The organism is Mycobacterium kubicae, assembly GCF_015689175.1.
In the GTDB taxonomy this organism is placed as follows: domain Bacteria; phylum Actinomycetota; class Actinomycetes; order Mycobacteriales; family Mycobacteriaceae; genus Mycobacterium; species Mycobacterium kubicae.
The window spans coordinates 4628713-4650283 of sequence record NZ_CP065047.1; the positions used below are offsets into that span (position 1 = coordinate 4628713).

The window sequence follows — 21571 nt, forward strand, 5'->3', positions numbered from 1 at the left end:
ACTAACTGCACAACCACCTTGCGCGCGCGGACTAAGAATCCACTGAGATAACGTTCTCCGAACCCCGTGAGTCAGCATTCTCGCTGGTGCGATCTGCGGGTGCAGCACCGGGCTGTGCACCGCCGGTTTCCGACGGGGTCGACGGGTAGTCGGCCGTCGGCAGTCGCCGGCCGGGCAGCAGCACATAGATCGATGTGCCCGGCGGTTGGCCACCCGGGACCGTGTCGTCGACGCGCAGCGAGCCACCGTGGTTGAGGACCACCTGTTTGACGATGGCCAAGCCCAGGCCCGAACCGGGCATCGCCCGTGCCGACGTCGAGCGGTAGAACCGCTCGAAAACCAGGCGGCGTTCCTGCGCGGGTATGCCCGGTCCGTGGTCGGACACGACCAACTCCGCATGTGAATGGTCGAGCTGGGTCAACCGCACACCCACGTGGCCGCCCGGCGGGCTCCATTTCGCCGCGTTGTCCATCAAGTTCAGCGTGGCGCGCGTCAACATCGCCGGATCGCCGTAGACCTGCCAAGGAATCACCTCGACATCAAAGCGAATGTCGTTGCGGCGCCGACGAACTCGCTCCAGGCTGCGGTCAACGACCTCGGCCATGTCGACCGGCTCGTGCACCACCGCCCCCGCATCACCGCGAGTGAGGTCCACCAGGTCGCCTACCAGAGTGGACAATTCCTCGATCTGGGCCAGGACGTCGGCGCGCAGGTCGACCATCTCCTGCTCGGGCAATCGCGGCGCCCCCGGCGCCATCGACGCCATCAGCAACTCGACATTGGTGCGCAGCGAGGTCAGCGGGGTCCGCAATTCGTGTCCGGCGTCGGTGACCAGCCGGGCCTGACGCTCCCGCGACTCCGCCAGCGCCCGCAACATCAGGTTGAAAGACTCTGTCAGCCTTGCCAACTCGTCGCTACCGAAGACGGGAATGGGTCTCAGGTCATCGGTTCGGGCCACCCGCTCGGCCGCGGCGGTCAGCCGAGCGACCGGGCGCAGTCCCGCCCGCGTGACCATTCCGCCGGCCACCGCGGCGACCGCCACACCGATGCCACCAACCATCAGCAGCACGAAGCGCAACTTGCTCATCACCGCTTCGGTGGGCCGCAGACTCTTGGAGATCAGCAGGGAACTGCCGTTGGGCAAGTGGATCGCCAGCACCCGCTGATCGGACACGGTGCGCCGCGACATGAACAGCTCGCCGCGAATCACGTCCTTCTCCGGTGTGCCCACCGGCAGGTGCTGGCCGGGCTGGTTGGCCGTGTAGATCGAGTGGCCCGGATTCACCAGCATCGCGTTGACGTCCGAATATGCCGTGCCCTCAATGGCTTTGCCCGGGTCGGCGGCCAACGAGCCGCTGGCGATGAGCAATTGGGCGCGGCTTTGCAGCTGGTTGTCGATGTCGCTGTACAAGGCGGCCGAAATCACCGCGTAGACGGCCACCGACATCAGGACGACGACCATCGCCACCATGGACATCGCCAGCAGCATCACCCGCCACCGCAGCGACAACGAGCTCGTGGCCCGCAGCGGCGCGCGATGTCGTCGGTGGAGCCGAATCATCAGGGCGGTGTTTCGCGTAGCACGTAACCCACCCCGCGCACGGTGTGGATCAGCCGCGGCTCGCCGTCGGCCTCGGTCTTGCGGCGCAGGTACCCGACGTAGACCTCCAGCGCGTTGCCGGAGGTGGGAAAGTCGAATCCCCACACCTCTTCCAGGATGCGGCTGCGGGTCAACACCCGTCGCGGGTTGGCGATCAGCATTTCCAACAACGCGAACTCGGTGCGGGTCAGGCTGATCCGACGTTGTCCGCGGGTCACTTCGCGGGTGACCGGGTCCAGGCTCAGGTCGGAGAAGTTCATCGCGACCGACTCGGCGGTGTCGTCGGGTTTGGTGCGGCGCAGTAACGCCCGCATCCGGGCCAGCAACTCTTCCAGGGCGAACGGCTTGGGCAGGTAATCGTCGGCTCCGGCGTCCAGGCCGGCGACCCGTTCGGAGACCGAGTCTCGGGCGGTCAGGACCAGGATCGGCAGGTCGTCGCCCGTGCTACGAAGCTGGCGGCAAACCTCGAGGCCGTCCAGTCGCGGCATCATGACGTCCAGCACCAGGGCGTCCGGCCGGTCGCTGGCGATCATGTCGAGCGCCTCGAGCCCGTCGTGGGCCAGATCGACGGAGTAGCCATTGAAGGAAAGCGACCGGCGCAGCGATTCGCGCACGGCGCGATCATCGTCGACGACAAGTATGCGCACGCAGACCAGTGTCGTATGAACGCCTGAGACAGGCCTGAGAGACGCGCCGTTGTCTGCCACATCCGCCTCACCGGCCCCGCCGGGATCGGGTGCTGTTTTTGCCCGCCTCCGAGCGACAGACGGTGTTGTCGCTGTGAGGCGGGCAAATTGTGTGGTGCGACCTAGCGCTTGTCGAGATCGATGAGGCCGAGGCGGGCGGCTTTCAGCAGCCGACGCGGCACTTTGTGCTTCTGGCCCGCCACGTTGACGCCCACGAGGCCGGTCTCGGTGGCCTTCCACTGCGAGCGTCGCTTCCGGGTGTTCGCGCGCGACATCCTGCGCTTTGGTACGGCCATGGTCGGGCCTACTCCTCAGTTGGGGTTTCGTTCGGGCGTGTCGCGCGGCGTGGCCGGGAGGCCGAACGGCGACGAATGGCTTCAACGATAGTCGGTGACCTGCTGGTCGCCAAAATGACCGGCTCAACGCTCGACCTCCTGGGCCCGTCCGATGCAGGCTGGTATCACGCCACTGCACTGCTGCGGCTATGCTGACCTACCGGTTGGTTGGTCGGTTGCCGGCCACCGGTGATCCCAATGAAGGGAGGACGCATTGGCTCCTGCTTCTGGTGCCGTGCGTATCGCCAACTGCTCCGGTTTTTATGGTGACCGGCTCTCAGCCATGCGCGAGATGCTCACCGGCGGTGACGTCGACTACCTCACCGGTGACTATCTCGCCGAACTGACCATGCTGATTCTGGGCCGCGACCGGATGAAGAACCCGGACCGCGGCTATGCCAAGACCTTCTTGACCCAGCTCGAGGACTGCCTGGGTGAGGCACACGACCGTGGGGTGCGCATCGTCGCCAACGCCGGTGGACTCAACCCCGCCGGGCTGGCCGACGCGGTCCGCGCCCTGGCCGAGAAGCTGGGCATCCCAGCACGCGTCGCCCATGTGGAAGGCGACGACCTGCAGCCCCGAGCGGCGGAGTTGGGCTTGGGCTCGCCCCTGACCGCCAACGCCTATCTGGGCGGCTGGGGTATCGCCGAGTGCCTCAACGCCGGCGCCGACGTGGTCGTCACCGGGCGGGTCACCGACGCCTCGGTGATCGTCGGGTCGGCTGCCGCGCATTTCGGCTGGGGCCGCACCGACTACGACCAACTCGCCGGGGCGGTGGTGGCCGGGCACGTCATCGAATGTGGCGTTCAAGCCACCGGCGGCAACTACTCCTTCTTCACCGAAGTGCCTGACCTGACCTATGCCGGTTTCCCGCTGGCCGAAGTCCACGCCGACGGCTCCTCGGTGATCACCAAGCATCCCGGCACCGGCGGTCTGGTCAGCGTCGACACCGTCACCGCGCAGTTGCTTTATGAGATCACCGGCGCCCGGTACGCCAACCCGGATGTGACGGCCCGGATGGACACCATCGAGTTGTCCAGCGACGGACCCGACCGGGTACGCATCAGCGGTGTGCGTGGCGAGCCGCCCCCGCCCACCCTGAAGGTGTCGCTGAACAGCATCGGCGGATTCCGCAACACCATGACCTTCGTGCTGACCGGATTGGACATCGAGGCCAAAGCCGACTTGGTGCGCCGGCAACTGGAATCCAGCCTGACCGTCAAGCCCGCCGAACTGGAGTGGACGCTGGCCCGCACCGACCACGTCGACGCCGACACCGAAGAGGCCGCCAGCGCCCTGCTGCGCTGCGTGGTGCGCGATCCCGACCCGGCCAACGTGGGACGTCAGTTTTCTTCGGCCGTAGTCGAATTAGCGCTGGCAAGCTACCCGGGTTTCACCGTCACCGCCCCACCCGGTGAGGGGCAGGTGTACGGCGTCTTCACGCCGGGCTACGTCGACGCCCGTGAAGTCCCGCACATCGCTGTACACGCCGACGGCACCCGCACCGATATCCCATGCGCCACAGACACATTGGAACTCGCGCCCGCTGACTCGACGGCGCTGCCCGAACCGCTGCCCGCCGGCCCTACCCAGCGTGCGCCGCTGGGCCTCATCGCGGGCGCGCGCAGCGGAGACAAAGGCGGAGCCGCCAACGTGGGGCTCTGGGTGCGCACCGACGAGCAGTGGCGTTGGCTGGCCAACACTTTGACCGTCGAGCTGCTCAAGGAACTGCTGCCGGAGGCAGCCGGGTTGGAAGTCACCCGCCACGTGCTGCCCAACCTGCGGGCGGTGAACTTCGTCATCGAGGGCATCCTCGGTCAAGGCGTCGCCTATCAGGCGCGTTTCGACCCGCAAGCCAAGGGGCTGGGCGAATGGTTGCGCAGCCGCCACGTCGACATTCCGGAAAGGCTGCTATGAACCTCTGGGATACACCGGAGCGCGAACAGCTGCGAAAGACGGTGCGTTCCTTCGCCGAACGTGAGATTCTGCCGCACATCGACGAGTGGGAACGCAGCGGCGAGCTGCCCCGCGACCTGCACCGCCGTGCCGGTGACGCGGGCCTGCTGGGCGCGAACTTCCCTGAGTCGGTCGGTGGTGGCGGCGGCGACGGCGCCGACGCGGTGATCATCTGCGAGGAGATGCACCAGGCCGGTGCGCCCGGTGGGGTGTTCGCGTCGCTGTTCACCTGCGGTATTGCGGTGCCGCACATGATCGCATCGGGCGACGAACGGCTGATCGAGGAGTTCGTACGTCCGACGCTGGCCGGCGAGAAGATCGGCTCGCTGGCCATCACCGAACCCGGCGGCGGTTCGGACGTCGGGCATCTGCGGACCAGCGCGGTCCGAGACGGCGACCACTACGTGATCAACGGCGCCAAGACCTACATCACCTCCGGGGTGCGCGCCGACTATGTGGTCACCGCCGTGCGCACCGGCGGGCCTGGGGCCGCGGGTGTTTCGCTGGTGGTGGTCGAGAAGGGCACACCGGGCTTCGAGGTCACCCGCAAACTCGACAAGATGGGCTGGCGGTCCTCCGACACCGCCGAGTTGTCCTACACCGACGTACGCGTTCCCGTGGCGAATCTGGTAGGCGCGGAGAACAGCGGCTTCGCCCAGATCGCACAGGCTTTCGTCTCCGAGCGGATCGGCCTTGCCGCGCAAGCGTATTCGAGCGCGCAACGGTGCCTGGACATCACCGTCCAGTGGTGTCGCGACCGGGAGACGTTCGGACGCCCACTGATCTCGCGGCAGGCGGTGCAGAACACGCTGGCCGAGATGGCCCGACGCATCGACGTGGCCCGCGTCTACTCCCGGCACGTGGTGGAACGTCAACTGGCCGGCGAGACCAACCTGATCGCCGAGGTCTGTTTCGCCAAGAACACCGCTGTCGAGGCCGGCGAATGGGTGGCCAACCAGGGTGTCCAATTGTTCGGCGGCATGGGCTATATGGCCGAATCGGAAATCGAACGCCAATACCGGGATATGAGGATCATCGGCATCGGCGGCGGGACGACCGAGATCCTGACCGCGCTGGCCGCCAAACTCCTGGGATTCCAATCATGACCGTCCTGCAGTCCACCCTTGACCCCGATGCCGACGCCTTCTCCGACGCCGCGGCGGTGGCGACCTCGCGGCTCGACGAGATCAACGCCGAACTCGCCAAAGCCCTGGCCGGCGGCGGACCCAAATATGTGGACCGTCATCACGCCCGCGGCAAGCTGACTCCCCGCGAACGGATCGAGTTGCTGGTCGACCCTGACTCCCCGTTCCTCGAACTGTGCCCCTTGGCCGCCTGGGGCAGCAGCTTTCAAGTCGGCGCCAGCCTGGTGACCGGTATCGGCTCGGTGGCCGGGGTGGAATGCATGGTGGTGGCCAATGACCCCACGGTCAAAGGCGGGACCAGCAACCCGTGGACGCTGCGAAAGATTCTGCGGGCCAACCAGATCGCCTTTGAAAACCGGCTGCCGGTGATCTCCCTGGTGGAGTCGGGCGGCGCCGATCTGCCCACCCAGAAGGAAGTCTTCATCCCCGGCGGGCGGATGTTCCGCGACCTGACCCGCCTCTCGGCGGCCGGAATTCCCACCATCGCGTTGGTCTTCGGCAACTCCACCGCCGGCGGGGCCTACGTGCCCGGCATGTCCGATCACGTGGTGATGATCAAGGAACGCTCCAAGGTGTTCCTGGCCGGTCCGCCGCTGGTGAAGATGGCCACCGGTGAGGAATCCGACGACGAGTCGCTGGGCGGTGCCGAAATGCACGCCCGCATCAGCGGTTTGGCCGACTACTTCGCCGTCGACGAACTCGACGCCATCCGCATCGGGCGGCGCATTGTCGCCCGGCTCAACTGGCACAAGCAGGGACCACCGCCACGACCGGTGACCGAGCCGTTGTTCGACACCGAGGAACTGATCGGCATCGTCCCGTCGGATCTGCGGGTCCCGTTCGACCCCCGCGAGGTAATCGCCCGCATCGTCGACGGCTCCGACTTCGACGAGTTCAAGCCGATGTACGGCTCGTCCCTGGTGACCGGTTGGGCGCAGCTGCATGGCTACCCGATCGGCATCTTGGCCAATGCCCGCGGCGTGTTGTTCAGCGAGGAGTCGCAGAAAGCCACCCAATTCATTCAGCTGGCCAACCGCTCCAACACGCCACTGTTGTTCTTGCACAACACCACCGGCTACATGGTGGGTAAGGACTACGAAGAAGGCGGGATGATCAAGCACGGCTCGATGATGATCAACGCCGTGTCCAACTCGACCGTGCCGCACATCTCGTTGCTGATCGGCGCCTCCTACGGCGCCGGCCATTACGGCATGTGTGGACGCGCCTACGACCCCCGCTTCCTGTTCGCTTGGCCCAGCGCCAAGTCCGCGGTGATGGGCGGCGCCCAGCTCTCCGGTGTGCTGTCGATCGTGGCTCGTGCCGCCGCCCAAGCCCGCGGTCAGCAAGTCGACGAGGAAGCCGACGCCGCCATGCGCGCCGCCGTCGAAGGCCAGATCGAAGCCGAATCGCTGCCGCTGGTGTTGTCGGGAATGCTCTATGACGACGGGGTGATCGACCCGCGCGACACCCGCACCGTGCTGGGAATGTGTCTGTCCGCCATCGCCAATGGCCCGATCAAGGGGACGTCGAACTTCGGCGTCTTCCGGATGTGAGCCCCATGGGAATCAGTCGAGTCCTGGTCGCCAACCGCGGCGAGATCGCCCGGCGAGTCTTCGCCACCTGTCGCCGGATGGGCTTGGGCACCGTCGCCGTCTACACCGACCCCGACGCCGGCGCGCCGCACGTCGCCGAAGCCGACGCCCGGGTCCGGCTGGCCGAGACCAACGGCTACCTCAACGCCGACGCCGTCATCGCCGCCGCCCGCGCCGCCGGCGCCGACGCCGTCCACCCCGGCTACGGATTCCTATCCGAGAACGCCGAATTCGCCGCCGCGGTACAGTCCGCCGGACTGACCTGGGTCGGCCCGCCGGTGGACGCGGTCCGGGCGATGGGTTCGAAGATCGAAGCCAAGAAGATGATGGCCGCCGCCGGAGTGCCGGTGCTGGACGAACTCGATCCCGACAGCGTCACCGAAGCCCAACTGCCGGTGCTGGTGAAAGCATCCGCCGGCGGCGGCGGCCGGGGCATGCGCGTGGTCCGCGAATTGTCCGCGCTGGCAGGCGAAGTCGAAGCCGCGCGCCGCGAAGCACAGTCTGCGTTCGGTGATCCCACCGTGTTCTGCGAGCGCTACCTGCCGACCGGCCACCACGTCGAGGTGCAGGTCATGGCCGACACCCATGGCACCGTCTGGGCGGTCGGCGAGCGGGAGTGCAGCATCCAGCGCCGCCACCAGAAGATCATCGAAGAGGCTCCCTCGCCGTTGGTGGAACGCATCCCGGGCATGCGCGATCGATTGTTCGACGCGGCCCGGCTGGCCGCCGGCGCCATCGGATACACCGGTGCGGGCACCGTGGAATTCCTCGCCGACGACGACGGCGAGTTCTACTTTCTGGAGATGAATACCCGACTGCAGGTCGAGCACCCGGTCACCGAGGAAACCACCGGACTCGACCTGGTGGAACTGCAACTCGAGGTCGCCGACGGTGGCCGCCTCGACGCTGAACCCCCCGCCGCTCAAGGACATTCGATCGAGGCACGCCTGTACGCCGAGGATCCGGCACAGGGTTGGCAGCCGCAAGCCGGTACCGTGCACCGCATCGACGTGCCGTTGGTGCGCGCGCAATTCGAGACGCTGCAACGCCGAACCGGTATCCGCTTGGACTCCGGCATACAAGACGGCTCGACGGTGTCGATCCACTACGACCCGATGCTCGCCAAGGTCATCTCGTATGCGCCCAGCCGCCGGCAATCGGCGCTGGTGCTCGCCGACGCGCTGGCCCGCGCCCACCTGCACGGCCTGCGCACCAACCGCGAACTGCTGGTCCGCGTGCTGCGGCATCCGGCGTTCCTCGACGGCGCCACCGACACCGCGTTCTTCGACACCCATGGCCTGACGGAACTCTCGGCGCCGCTGGCCGACTCGGCGACCGTCCGCCTGTCGGCGCTGGCCGCCGCGCTGGCCGACGCCGCCCACAACCGGGCGCACGCCACGGTGCTCGGCTCGCTGCCCAGCGGCTGGCGCAATTTGGCGTCCGGCTACCAGGTCAAGACCTACCGCGACGACGCAGACACCGAACACCGCATCGAATATCGCTTCACCAGAACGGGATTGGCGCTTCCTGGCGACGAAACCGTGCAGTTGGTCTCGGCGACGGCCGAGCAGGTGGTGCTGGCCGACGGTGACGGCGTGGATCACAGCTTCACCGTCGCCCGCTACGGCCACGACATCTACGTCGACTCCGCGCGCGGGCCCGTGCACCTGGTTGCACTGCCCCGCTTCCCCGAGCCCGGATCGGCCGTCGAGCAGGGATCGTTGGTGGCCCCCATGCCGGGCAACGTCATTCGCCTCGGCGCCGACGTCGGCGACACCGTGACCGCCGGTCAACCGCTGATCTGGCTGGAGGCGATGAAGATGGAACACACCATCACCGCGCCGGACGACGGCGTGCTGACCCAGCTCAACGTCAAAGCCGGCCAGCAAGTCGAAGTCGGCGCTGTCCTGGCCCGAGTCGAAGCCCCAGAAGGAGAATGACATGACCGACACCAGCTTCATCGAAAGCGAGGACCGCCAGGCGCTGCGTAAAGCGGTGTCCGAGTGGGTGTCCAGCTACGGCCACGAGTACTACCTGAAAAAGGCTCGCGCCCAAGAGCACACCACCGAATTGTGGTCGGAGGCAGGCAAGCTCGGCTTCCTCGGGGTGAACCTGCCCGAGGAGTACGGCGGCGGCGGCGCGGGCATGTACGAGCTGGCGTTGGTCATGGAGGAGATGGCGGCCGCGGGTTCGGCGCTGCTGCTCATGGTGGTCTCCCCCGCCATCAACGGCACCATCATCAGCAAGTTCGGCACCGAAGAACAGAAGAAGCGCTGGCTGCCCGGCATCGCGGACGGCACCTTGACCATGGCCTTCGCCATCACCGAACCGGACGCGGGATCGAATTCGCACAAGATCACCACGACCGCCCGCCGCGACGGTGACGACTGGATCCTCAAGGGCCAGAAGGTCTACATCTCCGGCGTCGACCAGGCGCAGGCAGTGCTGGTGGTGGCCCGCACCGAAGAGGCCAAAACCGGCAAGCTGCGCCCGGCGTTGTTCGTGGTGCCTACCGACGCTCCCGGCTTCAACTACACCGCGATCGAGATGGAGCTGATCAGTCCCGAGCGCCAATTCCAGGTCTTCCTCGACGACGTCCGGCTGCCGTCAGACGCGCTCGTCGGCGCGCAGGACGCCGCGATCGCCCAGCTGTTCGCGGGCCTGAATCCCGAGCGCATCATGGGCGCGGCCAGCGCGGTCGGCATGGGCCGGTTCGCGCTGCGCAAGGCCGTCGACTACACCAAGACCCGCCAGGTGTGGGGCACCCCGATCGGCGCGCACCAAGGCCTGTCGCACCCGCTGGCGCAGTGCCACATCGAAGTCGAGCTGGCCAAGCTGATGACCCAGAAGGCCGCCACCCTGTACGACCACGGCGACGACATGGGCGCCGCCGAGGCCGCGAACATGGCCAAGTACGCGGCCGCCGAGGCGTCCACCCGCGCGGTCGACCAGGCCGTGCAATCCATGGGCGGCAACGGACTGACCAAGGAGTACGGCGTGGCCGCGATGATGACCTCGGCCCGACTGGCGCGCATCGCACCGGTCAGCCGCGAGATGGTGCTGAACTTCGTGGCGCAGACCTCACTCGGCCTGCCGCGCAGTTACTGATCCTGATGGAGAAACTCGTCGAGTACGCCGGCCCCGATGCGACCGGCGGGCCGGTGGCGCGCCTCACCCTCAACTCCCCGCACAACCGCAACGCCCTGTCCACCGCGCTCGTCGAGCAATTGCACCAGGGCTTGCGCGACGCCGCGACCGACCCGGCCGTGCGGGTGGTGGTTCTCGGCCATACCGGTGGCACCTTCTGTGCCGGCGCGGACCTGAGCGAAGCCGGCAGCGGGTCGCCAGCATCGCCATATGACCGTGGCGATCGCGAGGGCGGCGCAGCCGGGCGAAGCGGGTCGCCACCATCGCAATATGACCTAGCGGTGGCCCGGGCCCGGGAGATGACCGCGCTGCTGCGCGCCATCGTCTCCTCGCCGCGACCGGTGGTCGGTGCCATCAACGGTCACGTGCGCGCCGGCGGATTCGGCCTCGTCGGCGCCTGCGACATCGTGGTGGCCGGCCCGCGCAGCACCTTCGCGCTGACCGAGGCCCGGATCGGCGTCGCGCCGGCGATCATCTCGCTGACGTTGCTGCCGAAGCTCTCGGCACGCGCCGCGGCGCGCTACTACCTCACCGGCGAGACGTTCGGCGCCAGCGAAGCCGCCGAGATCGGTTTGATCACCATGGCCGCCGAGGACGTCGACGCCGCGGTGGCCGGGCTCGTCGCCGACGTGGGTCGCGGCTCCCCGCAAGGCCTGGCCGCGTCCAAAGCACTGACCACCGCCGCCGTGCTGCGCGAGTTCGACCGCGACGCCGAGCGGCTGACCGAGGAGTCCGCGCGGCTGTTCGTCTCCGACGAAGCCCGCGAAGGCATGCTGGCGTTCTTACAAAAACGGCCGCCGAACTGGGTTTAGTCGACCTGATACGGGGCACCGGGACCGGCGGGCCGACCGTGAAGGTTGCAGTTTAGACAATGCCCCTTGCAGCAAAATTGTTAAGTCGTACGCTCGTGTGTGATGAGCAATTCAGCGCAACGTGACGCGAAGGACACACGCGACGCATCGTCACGTGCGGCCGACACCGATCGCATCCAGATTGCGCAATTGCTGGCTTACGCCGCGGAGCAGGGTCGCCTGCAGCTCAACGAGTACGAGGACCGGCTGACCAAGGCCTACGCGGCCACCACCTACCAGGAGCTGGACGACTTGCGGGCCGACCTGCCCGGGACCGCGGTCAGCCCCCGCCGCGGCGGCACCTGCAACCCGGCGCCGTCGACACTGCTGCTCGCGCTGATGAGCGGCTTCGAGCGCCGGGGCCGGTGGAACGTGCCCAAGAAACTCACCACCTTCACCCTGTGGGGCAACGGCGTGGTGGACCTGCGCTACGCCGACTTCACCTCGACCGAAGTGGATATCCGCGCCTACTCGATCATGGGCGCGCAGACCATCCTGTTGCCCCCCGAAGTCAACGTGGAGATCAACGGTCGCGCCGTGATGGGCGGGTTCGACCGCGAGGTCGTGGGCGAAGGCACCCAAGGTGCGCCCAAGGTGAAGATCCGCGGCTTCTCACTGTTCGGGGGCGTCGGGGTCAAACGCAAAGCGCGCAAATCCCGCCCTTAATCCACAACTGCGCACCGGTGTGAGTGGCCCGCCGCTGCGGGTTGTGCCAGGCTCCGCGGCAAGTTCCTCCTCGGCGCGAAGGCGAGCGCTATGGCAGAAGAGTTGCGGGCGGCCCCGGACGTGCTGTCCCAGGTGGGTGTTCAACTGGCCAACCACGGTGAGACCTTGCTGGCGTTACAGCGGTTTTGCCGCGAGGCCGCCGATGCGGCGCGGCCCGGCTGGGTCGGCTCGTCGGCCGGCGCCTTAGCCGGACTGCTGGAGCGGTGGGGCGCGACCGCCATCGCCCACATCGGGCGCTTCGGTGAACACGCCTGCGGCATGCATCTGGCGGCGACCGGCCTCACCGAAATGGATCAGCGCAACGCCGCATCGCTGATGTCGCCTTCCGCCGGGCCGACGCGATGACGGTGACGCTTGCCGACATCGAACGCTGGGATCCGGCAGCGATCAGGACGGTGTTCGACGTCGCCATCCAACGTGCCCACGGCACCCGCACCGCGTCGGCGGCACTGACCGAGACCATGCGGCTGCTCAACTTCGGCGGCGACACCGCCGACGCGGCGCACGAGGCGGCACAGCGCACCACGCTGGTGCTCGACGCCCACGCCGACGCCTGCCAAGCCGTCGGTCGAGCCGCCGAGCAGGCGGCCGACGAAGTCGCCGCCATCAGATCGCGGCTGCACGCCATCCGCGACACCGCCCGCGAGCACCACCTGGTGATCAACGACGCGACCGGTGTGGCGTTGCCCCCGCCCGACTTCGCGTCATATGCCCCCGGCGAACAACAACGCATCTTCGACGCGGCCGTGCGGCTTTCCGACAGCATCAAGCGCCTGCTGGCCGACGCCGAGCAAGCCGACGAGGACCTGGCGGCCGCCCTGCGCGGCGCCGACGGTGACCTGTCCGGTGAGCAGGTCGAAACCCAACTCGCGCACCGGCCGCCGCAGATGCCGCAGCCACCGCCACCGGGCAGCGACCCCGAGCAGGTGAGCAGGTGGTGGCACGCGTTGACACCGGGCCAGCAGGACCGGGCCGAAGAGTGGTCCGGTGACGCGCTGCGCAACCTCGACGGCATCCCGACCGACATCCGTACCGAGCTCAACGTGGCGGCCCTGCACCGCGAATTGGCCCGGCTGCAACAAGGTTGGTACGACCGTCGCGGGATCTGGCACACCGACACCGACAAGCTCAACGACTTGCGGGCACTGCAGGACGCGCTCAGCGCGCACCCCGACGCCGGCCTCGTTCTGCTGGACACCTCCGGAAACCCGCGAAAAGTGTTGGCGGCGCTCGCGGTTGGTGACGTCGACAACGCCGAACGCGTCGGTGTCACGGTGGGCGGGCTGAACACGCGGGTCAGCTCGAGCGTCGGCGGCATGGTGCGCGAAGCTCAAGCGCAGCGAGACAAGGCCAGCGATCTACGCCGCTACGCCGGAACGCCGAACTATGACGCGGTGGCGTCCATCGCATGGCTGGGCTATGACGCACCCGACAGCGTGAAGGATGTAACGCATGACTGGTTGGCCCGCGATGCCGCGACACCGTTGACCGGCTTCTACCGCGGGCTGGCCGCGGTCACCAACGTCTCCGATCAACACATCGCCGCGTTCGGCCACTCGTACGGGTCGCTGGTCACCAGCCTGGCGCTGCAGCACGGCGCGCCGGTGAGCGACGTCGTCTTCTACGGTTCCCCGGGCACCGAGCTGACCAGCGCCGCGCAGTTGGGTGTGCCACCTGGGCACGCCTACTACATGATCGGCGTCAACGATGATGTCGCAGAACTCCTCCCGCATTTCGGCGCGTTCGGCGCCGCGCCGCAGGACGTCACCGGCATGACGCGGTTGTCGACCGCTACCGCAGTTGCCCCCGGCGGGGCTCATGGCGACGGCCAACTACACGAACGGGCTTACGGCCATTCCGAATACGCCCGCATGGGCAGCAATGGACAACTACGCACGAGTGGATACAACCTGGCCGCGGTGTTGGCCGGGCTGCCCGACGACCTCATCGCGACACCGCGGCAACAACGATGAAGCGCGCCCTCACCGCACTGCTCGTCGGGACCGCCGTACTACTCACCGGTTGCCTGAAATCGTTGGACCCGTACGCCAATCCGGGTCGCACCGAACTGGACCGGCTGCAGAAGATCGTCAATGCCCGGCCTGATCTGGAAGTGGTGCAACAGCAACTCGCCGCCCTCGATACCTCGGTTCGCGCCGCCGTCGCGAAATACGCACCAGCAACCAGATTTTCCAGCACCAAGGTCACCCACCCAACCAACGGGTGCCAAGATCCGTTCCACCGCAGCATCGGTCGTCAAGAGCGCAGCGACCACTTCTTCGGCGAGCCCGCACCAACCGACCAACAATGGCAGCAGATCGTCGCCGAGTTGGCACCGGTGTTCTCGGAGGCGGGCTTTCGGCCTGCCGAACCGGCCGGTGCCAACGACTCGCAACTCAATGACGGCGCGCTGGTCACTCTGGTCAACCACGGCAACCTGATCGACTACAACTACGACACCGGCTGTCACCTGCCGGCCGCGTGGCGCACCGCGCCGCCCCCACCCGAACTGCGACCGGGCAACGACCCGAGCGTGCATTACCCGTATCTGTACGAATCTCCGGGTGGCAGAAGCGTGGACGCGCTATAGGACCGCCGAACGGTGTCGCCCGCGCTACGGGGTGAAGAGCTCGGCCGGCAGTGGTTTGGCGAAGTGCCAACCCTGTGCGGCGTCGCAGCCAAGAGCGCGCAACCGGGCCGCTTGGCTCGGTGTCTCGACCTGCTCAGCGGTGACGGTAAGGCCAAGTGTGTGCGCCAGGTCGATCATCGCTCGGGTGATCTGTTCGTCCGCGAGCCGATCCTGGATGTTGCCACCAAGGTTCTTGATGAACTCGCCGGCGAGTTTGACCACGTCGACCGGCAGGTCGCGTAGGTAGGCCAAGCTGGAGAATCCGGTCCCGAAATCGTCGATGGCGATCGGCAGGCCCATCGCGGACAGTTGCTGCAGCCGGGTCACCGACGTTTCGTCCTTGCCCAGCACCGCGTTTTCGGTGAGTTCGAGTTGCAGCGTGTGCGGCGGCAGGCCGCAGTGGGCAAGGGCGGTCTTGACCACCGAGATGAAGCCTGGATCGCAGATGTTTCGCACCGAGACGTTCACGCTGACGAAGGGCAACGGTTCGGCGGTCTGGTTTCTGCGCCACCTTTCCACCTGCCGGCACGCTTCTTCGATGACGAACGTCGTCAGCGGCACGATCATGCCGTTTCGCTCAGCGAGATTGATGAACCGGTTGGGCAGCAGCGTGCCCAGCGTGGGGTGAGCCCACCGCAGCAAAGCTTCGGCGCCGATAATGCAGTCGTCGCTCAGCCGCACGATAGGCTGGTACACCAGAAAGAATTCGCCGCGATCCAGTGCCCGGTGCATCGGTGAGTTCTCATGAGTGCGGTCGTAGAGTGCCCACCGGTTTCGGCCCGCCTGCTTGGCGCGCGCCAGCGTTACGTCGGCCCCTTTCATCAGGTCAACCTGCGACATCTCCGCAACCGCTTGTTCGATGACGCCGACGCTGGCGGTCACGGTAATTGGTTGCCCGTCAATGTCGAACGGCGACTCCAGCACACGCAGAACCGAGTCAGCGAGTTCGGTGACCTCATCCGGGCTACCGGGTTGCGGTATCAGAAACACGAACTCATCACCACCCAGACGCGCGACGAGCTGATCCGGGCGCTGCAGGCACAACGCCAATCGGTTGGCGACCATCACCAGAAGCTTGTCGCCGATGTCGTGGCCGAGGGTGTCGTTGACGTCCTTGAAACCATCGAGGTCGATATAGCAAATGCCGACCCGGGCTTGCGGGTCGTCGAATTCCGCGCCGAGGCGGTCGAAGAACTGGATGCGATTGGGCAGCCCGGTCAGCGGATCGTGCAGTGCCTGATGGCGCAACTGTTGTTCCAGCTCGCGGCGGTCGGTCACGTCGCCGAACACGGCCAGGGTGTAGATGGGTACGCCATTGCCGTCTCGGATCAGTGAGACGTTGACCGTGTTCCAAATGGTGTGGCCGTCGCGATGCAGGTGAGGTTTCTCCAAACTCACCATCTCGACGTCACCGCGCATCAAGGCCGCGTACTGATCCCACACTTCGGCGGTGTCGTCGGGATGCGTGAGGTCGGTGACGTTGAAGGTCCTGATGAATTCTTCGGTCTCATAGCCGAACATGCGGGCGAAGGCGGCGTTGACCAACAGGATCTTGCCGGTGATGTCGGAGACGCCGACGCCGACACCGGCCTGCGCGAACACCGCGCGCAGTAATGCCGCGTCACGGCCAGTGGCTCCCCCGGCGAGAATCGACTCGATCGCGCCGTCGTCGACCACCGCGTCAGGACTGGCCTCCGCGAGCAGGCCGCCGACGTCGCCTTCACCGCCCATGTCGTCGCGATCCTCCATTCCGATGACGGCTCGGTTTCGCCGATCGACCAGAGCAATCGGCAGTGATTCGTCAATTTACCCATGCACAGTGGCGAAGATGCGGTCAATGAACCGAACTCACCCCAAATTTCACAAAGGATGTGGCACGTCGGCGTCAGGCGTCGGGCTTATACAGGACGGTTGCGGCTACACTGATCGCACCTTCGAAATGCTCATACATCAGTACCAAGTCGGCGATGGCGGATGAAGTGGAGGACGTTTCAATGCAACACGTCATGCGTCTGCGCGACGCGGGCCAGGAAGCGGCGAGCAAACACGCTTTCTTCGACTGGCTGTCCAGCGACCGTGTGCCGGCAGCAGATCGGCTGGCCATTGGACCGGCCGGTGCCCTGTTCATCATGCAATTTCGGGACATGAACCGGTGGGTGCTGCGGTTTCCCGAGCCGCGCTCGGAGTACGAATGGGTCATCAACCTCGGCACCCTCGAGGACGAGAAGCACTCCAAGATATTCCTCGAGGATTGGCACAAGCTCGAACTGGACACTCGGTTGGGGTGGCGCACCAGCGACATGCTGTGGTGGCTGTTCCTGTCACCGGACCAGGAGACGTTCCGCCGCAGCGGAATTGAGTTCATCCGGCTGGCAGTCGACGACGGCGACGACGCGCTGGTGCGGTTCGGACATTCCGAGGCCGGTGAGGCCACCGGTCACGTCATGCTCAGCAACACCGCCCGAGTCGCTGCCGAGTTGTCCGCGCGAACCGGAATCGAATACCGCTATTTCGGCCCCTACCACCTGAACTTGGAAACCGGACACGTCGGCAACACCGAAGGCATCTTCGAGACGGTGGTGCTCGACCCCGGGCGCCGCGAGCGCGCGAGTGAGGCGTGCCAGCGGATGTTCGGCATCTTCGACGACGTCTTCGACGGATTCCTGCACTACGCGAACACCTATCTCGACACCGGCACCGTCCCGAGTCGCCCGCAACTTCCCGCAGTGGCCCGCGACGATTGGACCGCGCCCTCGCTGGTGATCGAGCCGCGCGACGACGGTGACATCCAGCTGCTTCGGCACATCGAGGAGCGCAAGGAGAGGCTGCGCGCCCACCCGTTCTACGACTGGTTGCGCAGCGCTGAACACAGCCCCGCAGAAAAATTGCGGATGTTCATCCCCATGTGGGTGATGGACATTCTGGGCTACCGCGACCTGACGAAGTACGCACTGACTTTCACCGAGCCGGCCAGCGCCGAGGAGCAGGCGGTCAACGCTTGGGCGTCGCGACTCTCCCAACACAGCAGGCTGTTCCTGTCGGATTGGGAGGCGCTTGGGCTTGATAGCGTGCTCGACCACACGGCCAGCGGCGCGCTGGAGTGGCTTTTCTTCGACCCCGACATGGATCTGCATCGCGAGAACATGATCGAGTTCGCCAAAATCGCGCTGCGCCATCCCGATCCGGTATTGCGTTGGTGGATGCTGGTAGCGCTGGAGTCCACAGGTGAGGAATTCTTCACTCAAACGCGACCACTCGCGCTAGCCGCGGAAGCCGAAACCGGTGGGCGCCTGGACTATCTTGCCGGCCGGCACGACCCGCCGGAGGCTACCGGCACCGACTCGGGCTTCATCACCATCAGCGCCCCGGCGCCGCTGCGCGAGAGCCAGTTGGAGCTGGCCAAGGACATCACGAATCATGTGTTCGACTCGATGGAACGCCAGCTATGGCGGTCCTACGCCATAGCTCGAGCAGGCAAGTACGCCCGCTAGGCGGCGCATGCGTTGAGCCGCTACCGCCGCCGCGAACGTAGGTAGTCACCCACGACCGCGGCGCCCAGCCCGTCGAGATCGGGCTCGACCACGCGGCCCTCCACCCGCCGCGCAACCTGATCGATGAACCGGGCCAGACCGGGATCGTTGCCCAGCCGGAAAATCGTTATCTGAGCGCCCAATCGGGCCATCTCGTCGAATCCGCGCACGGTGTGTCCGATGGTGCGCGGATGCGGCGGGTAGTCGAAGAACACCGCCGATGACCCGTCGCCTCGGACATCTTCCAAGTGCGCGGTGGGCTCCCCATCGGTAACCACCAGCACCACGGGCTGGGCGTTGGGATGCCGGCGCAAATGCCGGCCCGCCAGGGCAAGCGCGTGGTGCAGGTTGGTGCCTTGTTCGTAGACGCCCTCCAGGCCGGTGAGCTCAGCGGCGGTCACCGTGCGGGCGTAGCGCCCAAAGGCGATGATCTCCAATGCATCCGAGCGGAAGCGGGTGGACACCAGGTGATTGAGCGCCAGCGCCGTTCGTTTCATCGGCAGCCAGCGGTTCTCCATCACCATGGAAAACGAGGTGTCCACCAACAGCGCCACCGCCGCCTGGGTGCGGGTTTCGGTCTCGGAGACCTCGACGTCCTCCACGGTGATCCGCAGCGGCGTGATGCTCCCACCCGATCTCGCCGTACCCGATTGGCGCAGTACGGCATTGGTCAAGGTGCGCGAAATGTGCCACGGTTCGGTATCACCGAACTGCCACGGCCGTGTCGCACCGGTCAGCTCCCCCGCGGCTCCGGCACGCCGGTGGTCGCGCTCCCCGCGGCGGCCGGAAAGCTGTTGGGCGACATCACGTAACGCCGTCTCACCGAGCCTGCGCATGGCCTTGGGCGACAACCGCCACTGGCCGTCGGAGCTGCGATCCAAGAAGCCCTGGTTGAGCAGTGAACGCTCCAACTCGGCCAGCGTGCGGGCGTCGACCGCGGCCTGGTCACCGAGTTGGCGCGCCAGCGCGTCCAAGTCGACATCGTCCATCGAGGCGCCGGGATAGCTCTGCGACAGCTGCTCGGCGAGTTGCTCGAGTTCGGCGATGTCGGCCAGCGCCTGAGCGCCCTCGCCCATGCCGAACGGATTGTCCCCGGAGAATTCCTCCGAGCCGGACCAGTCCTCGCCCGGCCGCGCGGCCTGTAGGTGCGCGTCCAACCGGTTCAGTGCCTGCATCAGCGACGGGGAGCCGAATGCCTGCTGCGCCAGGGCATCCAGCTCGTCGCGCTGCTCCTGGCTCAGGCTGTTGCGGAAACGCTGTGCGGCCGCGGCGCGCTTGGCCAGCGAGTCCAGCAGTTCGTCCACATTGCGCGGGTTCTCCGGGAAGAACTCGCCGTGCTTGTCCATGAAGTCGTCGAAGTCTTGCTGGGTGTCCTCGCCGCGGCCGTGCTTGTCCAGCAAATTGTTCAGATCGTCGAGCATGTCAGTGACGCGCTGGCGATCCTCGTCGGTGGCGTTCTCCAGCGCCTGCTTCATCCCGGCGAAGCGTTGGTCGAGCATCTCCCGGCCCAGCAGATCCCTGATCTGGTCGTACTTCTGGCGCGCTTCGGGACTGCGCCAGTTGTACTCGGAGAGCTCCTGCACGGCTTTGGCCGGCGACGGCGGCAACGACTCGAGCTGCAACTCCGAGAAGCGGGCGTCGTCGTCGAGCGCGCGGGCCAGTTCTTTGCGCTCGGCCAGCACCGCCTCGTCGAGCAGCTTTTTGATGTCCTGCAGCGTGCCGTCTAAGTTGTTGCGTCGCAACAACTCCCGTCGGCGACGGTTCACCTCCGAGGCCAGCCGGTCAGCGCCGGACATGTTCTTGGTGCCGCGCCGCAGCAGTTCGGAGAGCGCCCGGCGCGGCGAGGTGCCCGCCATGACGTCCTCGCCGATCTGTTCCAGCGCCTCGCGCAGGTCTACCGGCGGCGCCAGTGGGTCGGGTCCGCCGGTGTACGCCGAGTAGCGCGAGTCGTGGCGTCTAGCCATAGACGGTTTGGCCCTCCCCGGATACCTTGTCGACTCGCTTGGCCAGGTACAACGCTTCCAACGCCAATTCCAGTGCCGCGGCGCGTTCCCCCTCGGACTCGGCGTTGAGCTTGCGCGCGATCTGGTCCACGACCGGCAGCCCGGGAACCGCGGCCAGCACGTCCTTGGCCGATACCCGCTCCCCCGTCGTCACCGCGGCGCCCTTCTCGACCGCGGCCACCAGCGAGCCGACGTCGATGCCGCCGAGCACCCGCGACGCGGTATCGGCGGTGGCGCGCCGCAACAGGTGCTGCAGCACGGCCTGCTCGCGGCCTTCCTCGCCGGACTCGAATTCCAGCTTGCCGCGCAGCACATCGATCACGGTGCCCAGGTCCACCACGCGGGCCACCGGGTCGGTCTCGCCGAGGATGGCGCCGCGGTGGCGGGCCGCGGCGGCGACGGTCTCGGCCGCGGCGATCGCGAAGCGGGCCGAGACCCCGGAGCGCTGGTCGATCGAACTCGACTCCCGCAGATAGCGCGCGAAGCGGGCGATCACTTGCATCAGGTAGTCGGGCACCTGGGCGCTCAGGTGCGCCTCCTGAATGATCACGCCCACCTCCGCGTCGAGTTCCAGCGGGTAGTGGGTGCGGATCTCGGCGCCGAACCGGTCCTTGAGCGGGGTGATGATGCGGCCGCGGTTGGTGTAGTCCTCGGGGTTGGCGCTGGCTACCACCAACACGTCCAGCGGCAGCCGCAGCGTGTAGCCGCGGACCTGAATGTCGCGCTCCTCCATGACGTTGAGCATCGACACCTGGATGCGTTCGGCGAGGTCGGGCAGCTCGTTGACCGCCACGATGCCGCGGTGTGCCCGCGGGATCAGTCCGTAGGCGATGGTCTCGGGGTCACCGAGGCTGCGGCCTTCGGCCACCTTGATGGGGTCGATGTCGCCGACCAAGTCGGCCACGCTGGTGTCGGGGGTGGCCAGCTTCTCGGTGTAGCGCTCGCTGCGGTGTTTCCATGCCACGGGCAGGTCGTCGCCGTGGGTGGCGGCCCGCCGGATCGACTCCGGGGTGATGGGCCGGTAGGGGTGTTCGCCGAGCTCAGAGCCGGCGATGACGGGCGTCCACTCATCGAGCAGTCCGGTCAGCGCGCGCAGCAGGCGGGTCTTGCCCTGGCCGCGTTCGCCCAGCAGGACGATGTCGTGGCCGGCGATCAGAGCGCGTTCCAGCTGGGGTAATACGGTGTCCTCGAAGCCTAGGATGCCCGGCCATACGTCGTCGCCTTCGGCCAGTGCGGTCAGCAGGTTCTCGCGGATCTCCTGCTTGACCCCCCGTTCCCGGTGGCCGCTGGCACGCAGCTCGCCGAGCGTGCGAGGCAGATTGCTTGGTGAAGTCACCACTCCACGCTACGCGTTGTGAAGTGGTGTCTCT

General features: G+C 66.8%; 17 protein-coding genes and 1 pseudogene. 11 read left to right on the forward strand and 7 right to left on the reverse strand.

What is annotated here, in order from left to right; translation table 11 throughout:
- Positions 1 to 31: 31 nt before the first annotated feature.
- The 3 genes from I2456_RS21575 to rpmF form a co-directional block, all read right to left on the reverse strand.
- Positions 32 to 1561, reverse strand: a complete 1530-nt coding sequence (locus I2456_RS21575) for a HAMP domain-containing sensor histidine kinase (RefSeq protein WP_085073062.1) — start codon at positions 1559 to 1561, stop codon at positions 32 to 34.
- Positions 1561 to 2247, reverse strand: a complete 687-nt coding sequence (mprA, locus tag I2456_RS21580; RefSeq protein ID WP_068028662.1) for a two-component system response regulator MprA — start codon at positions 2245 to 2247, stop codon at positions 1561 to 1563. The genes I2456_RS21575 and mprA overlap by 1 nt, the downstream gene beginning before the upstream one ends.
- 161 nt (positions 2248 to 2408) lie before the next feature.
- Positions 2409 to 2582, reverse strand: coding sequence for a 50S ribosomal protein L32 (rpmF, locus tag I2456_RS21585; protein ID WP_068028665.1), 174 nt, complete (start codon positions 2580 to 2582; stop codon positions 2409 to 2411).
- A 274-nt stretch (positions 2583 to 2856) separates the two neighbouring features.
- On the opposite strand from rpmF, the gene I2456_RS21590 reads away from it, so the two are divergent.
- The 10 genes from I2456_RS21590 to I2456_RS21635 all read left to right on the forward strand — a co-directional run bounded on the left by I2456_RS21590 (position 2857) and on the right by I2456_RS21635 (position 14629).
- Positions 2857 to 4539 (forward strand): acyclic terpene utilization AtuA family protein, encoded by a 1683-nt coding sequence (locus I2456_RS21590; RefSeq protein ID WP_139823036.1) that lies wholly within the window; start codon positions 2857 to 2859, stop codon positions 4537 to 4539.
- Positions 4536 to 5684: an acyl-CoA dehydrogenase family protein gene (locus tag I2456_RS21595; RefSeq protein WP_068028670.1), complete on the forward strand. Its 1149-nt coding sequence runs from the start codon at positions 4536 to 4538 to the stop codon at positions 5682 to 5684. Before I2456_RS21590 ends, I2456_RS21595 begins: the two co-directional genes overlap by 4 nt.
- Positions 5681 to 7276, forward strand: a complete 1596-nt coding sequence (locus I2456_RS21600) for an acyl-CoA carboxylase subunit beta (RefSeq protein ID WP_068028673.1) — start codon at positions 5681 to 5683, stop codon at positions 7274 to 7276. The genes I2456_RS21595 and I2456_RS21600 overlap by 4 nt, the downstream gene beginning before the upstream one ends.
- A 5-nt stretch (positions 7277 to 7281) precedes the next feature.
- Entirely contained in the window at positions 7282 to 9255 is a 1974-nt protein-coding gene (locus tag I2456_RS21605) for an acetyl/propionyl/methylcrotonyl-CoA carboxylase subunit alpha (RefSeq protein WP_085073060.1), read from the forward strand.
- A 1-nt stretch (position 9256) separates the two neighbouring features.
- The gene (locus I2456_RS21610; RefSeq protein WP_068028679.1) at positions 9257 to 10423 is read left to right on the forward strand and encodes an acyl-CoA dehydrogenase family protein; all 1167 of its coding nucleotides are present in this window, start codon (positions 9257 to 9259) and stop codon (positions 10421 to 10423) included.
- 5 nt (positions 10424 to 10428) lie between these two features.
- Positions 10429 to 11274, forward strand: a complete 846-nt coding sequence (locus I2456_RS21615; protein WP_085073059.1) for an enoyl-CoA hydratase family protein — start codon at positions 10429 to 10431, stop codon at positions 11272 to 11274.
- Between the two features lie 102 nt (positions 11275 to 11376).
- Entirely contained in the window at positions 11377 to 11979 is a 603-nt protein-coding gene (locus I2456_RS21620; RefSeq protein ID WP_085073058.1) for a DUF1707 SHOCT-like domain-containing protein, read from the forward strand.
- Between the two features lie 90 nt (positions 11980 to 12069).
- Positions 12070 to 12384 carry a hypothetical protein gene (locus I2456_RS21625; RefSeq protein WP_241007784.1) on the forward strand — a complete coding sequence of 105 codons (315 nt, stop codon included), beginning with the start codon at positions 12070 to 12072 and terminating at the stop codon, positions 12382 to 12384.
- Positions 12381 to 14012, forward strand: a complete 1632-nt coding sequence (locus I2456_RS21630) for an alpha/beta hydrolase (protein ID WP_186246573.1) — start codon at positions 12381 to 12383, stop codon at positions 14010 to 14012. The genes I2456_RS21625 and I2456_RS21630 overlap by 4 nt, the downstream gene beginning before the upstream one ends.
- Positions 14009 to 14629 carry an LppA family lipoprotein gene (locus tag I2456_RS21635; protein ID WP_085073056.1) on the forward strand — a complete coding sequence of 207 codons (621 nt, stop codon included), beginning with the start codon at positions 14009 to 14011 and terminating at the stop codon, positions 14627 to 14629. The genes I2456_RS21630 and I2456_RS21635 overlap by 4 nt, the downstream gene beginning before the upstream one ends.
- Positions 14630 to 14653: 24 nt before the next feature.
- Here the strand turns inward: I2456_RS21635 and I2456_RS21640 are convergent, their stop codons facing one another.
- Positions 14654 to 15508: a putative bifunctional diguanylate cyclase/phosphodiesterase gene (locus I2456_RS21640; RefSeq protein ID WP_390639633.1), complete on the reverse strand. Its 855-nt coding sequence runs from the start codon at positions 15506 to 15508 to the stop codon at positions 14654 to 14656.
- Positions 15491 to 16417: pseudogene (locus I2456_RS29225) on the reverse strand (diguanylate cyclase domain-containing protein); the annotation flags it as partial. The pseudogene I2456_RS29225 and the gene I2456_RS21640, both read right to left, overlap by 18 nt.
- A gap of 218 nt (positions 16418 to 16635) precedes the next feature.
- Between I2456_RS29225 and I2456_RS21645 the strand changes: the two are divergent.
- Positions 16636 to 18159, forward strand: coding sequence for a hypothetical protein (locus I2456_RS21645; RefSeq protein ID WP_085073055.1), 1524 nt, complete (start codon positions 16636 to 16638; stop codon positions 18157 to 18159).
- Positions 18160 to 18179: 20 nt separating this feature from the next.
- Here the strand turns inward: I2456_RS21645 and I2456_RS21650 are convergent, their stop codons facing one another.
- Positions 18180 to 20162: a vWA domain-containing protein gene (locus I2456_RS21650; RefSeq protein ID WP_085073054.1), complete on the reverse strand. Its 1983-nt coding sequence runs from the start codon at positions 20160 to 20162 to the stop codon at positions 18180 to 18182.
- The gene (locus tag I2456_RS21655) at positions 20155 to 21540 is read right to left on the reverse strand and encodes a sigma 54-interacting transcriptional regulator (protein ID WP_085073053.1); all 1386 of its coding nucleotides are present in this window, start codon (positions 21538 to 21540) and stop codon (positions 20155 to 20157) included. Before I2456_RS21655 ends, I2456_RS21650 begins: the two co-directional genes overlap by 8 nt.
- Between the last annotated feature and the right edge of the window lie 31 nt (positions 21541 to 21571).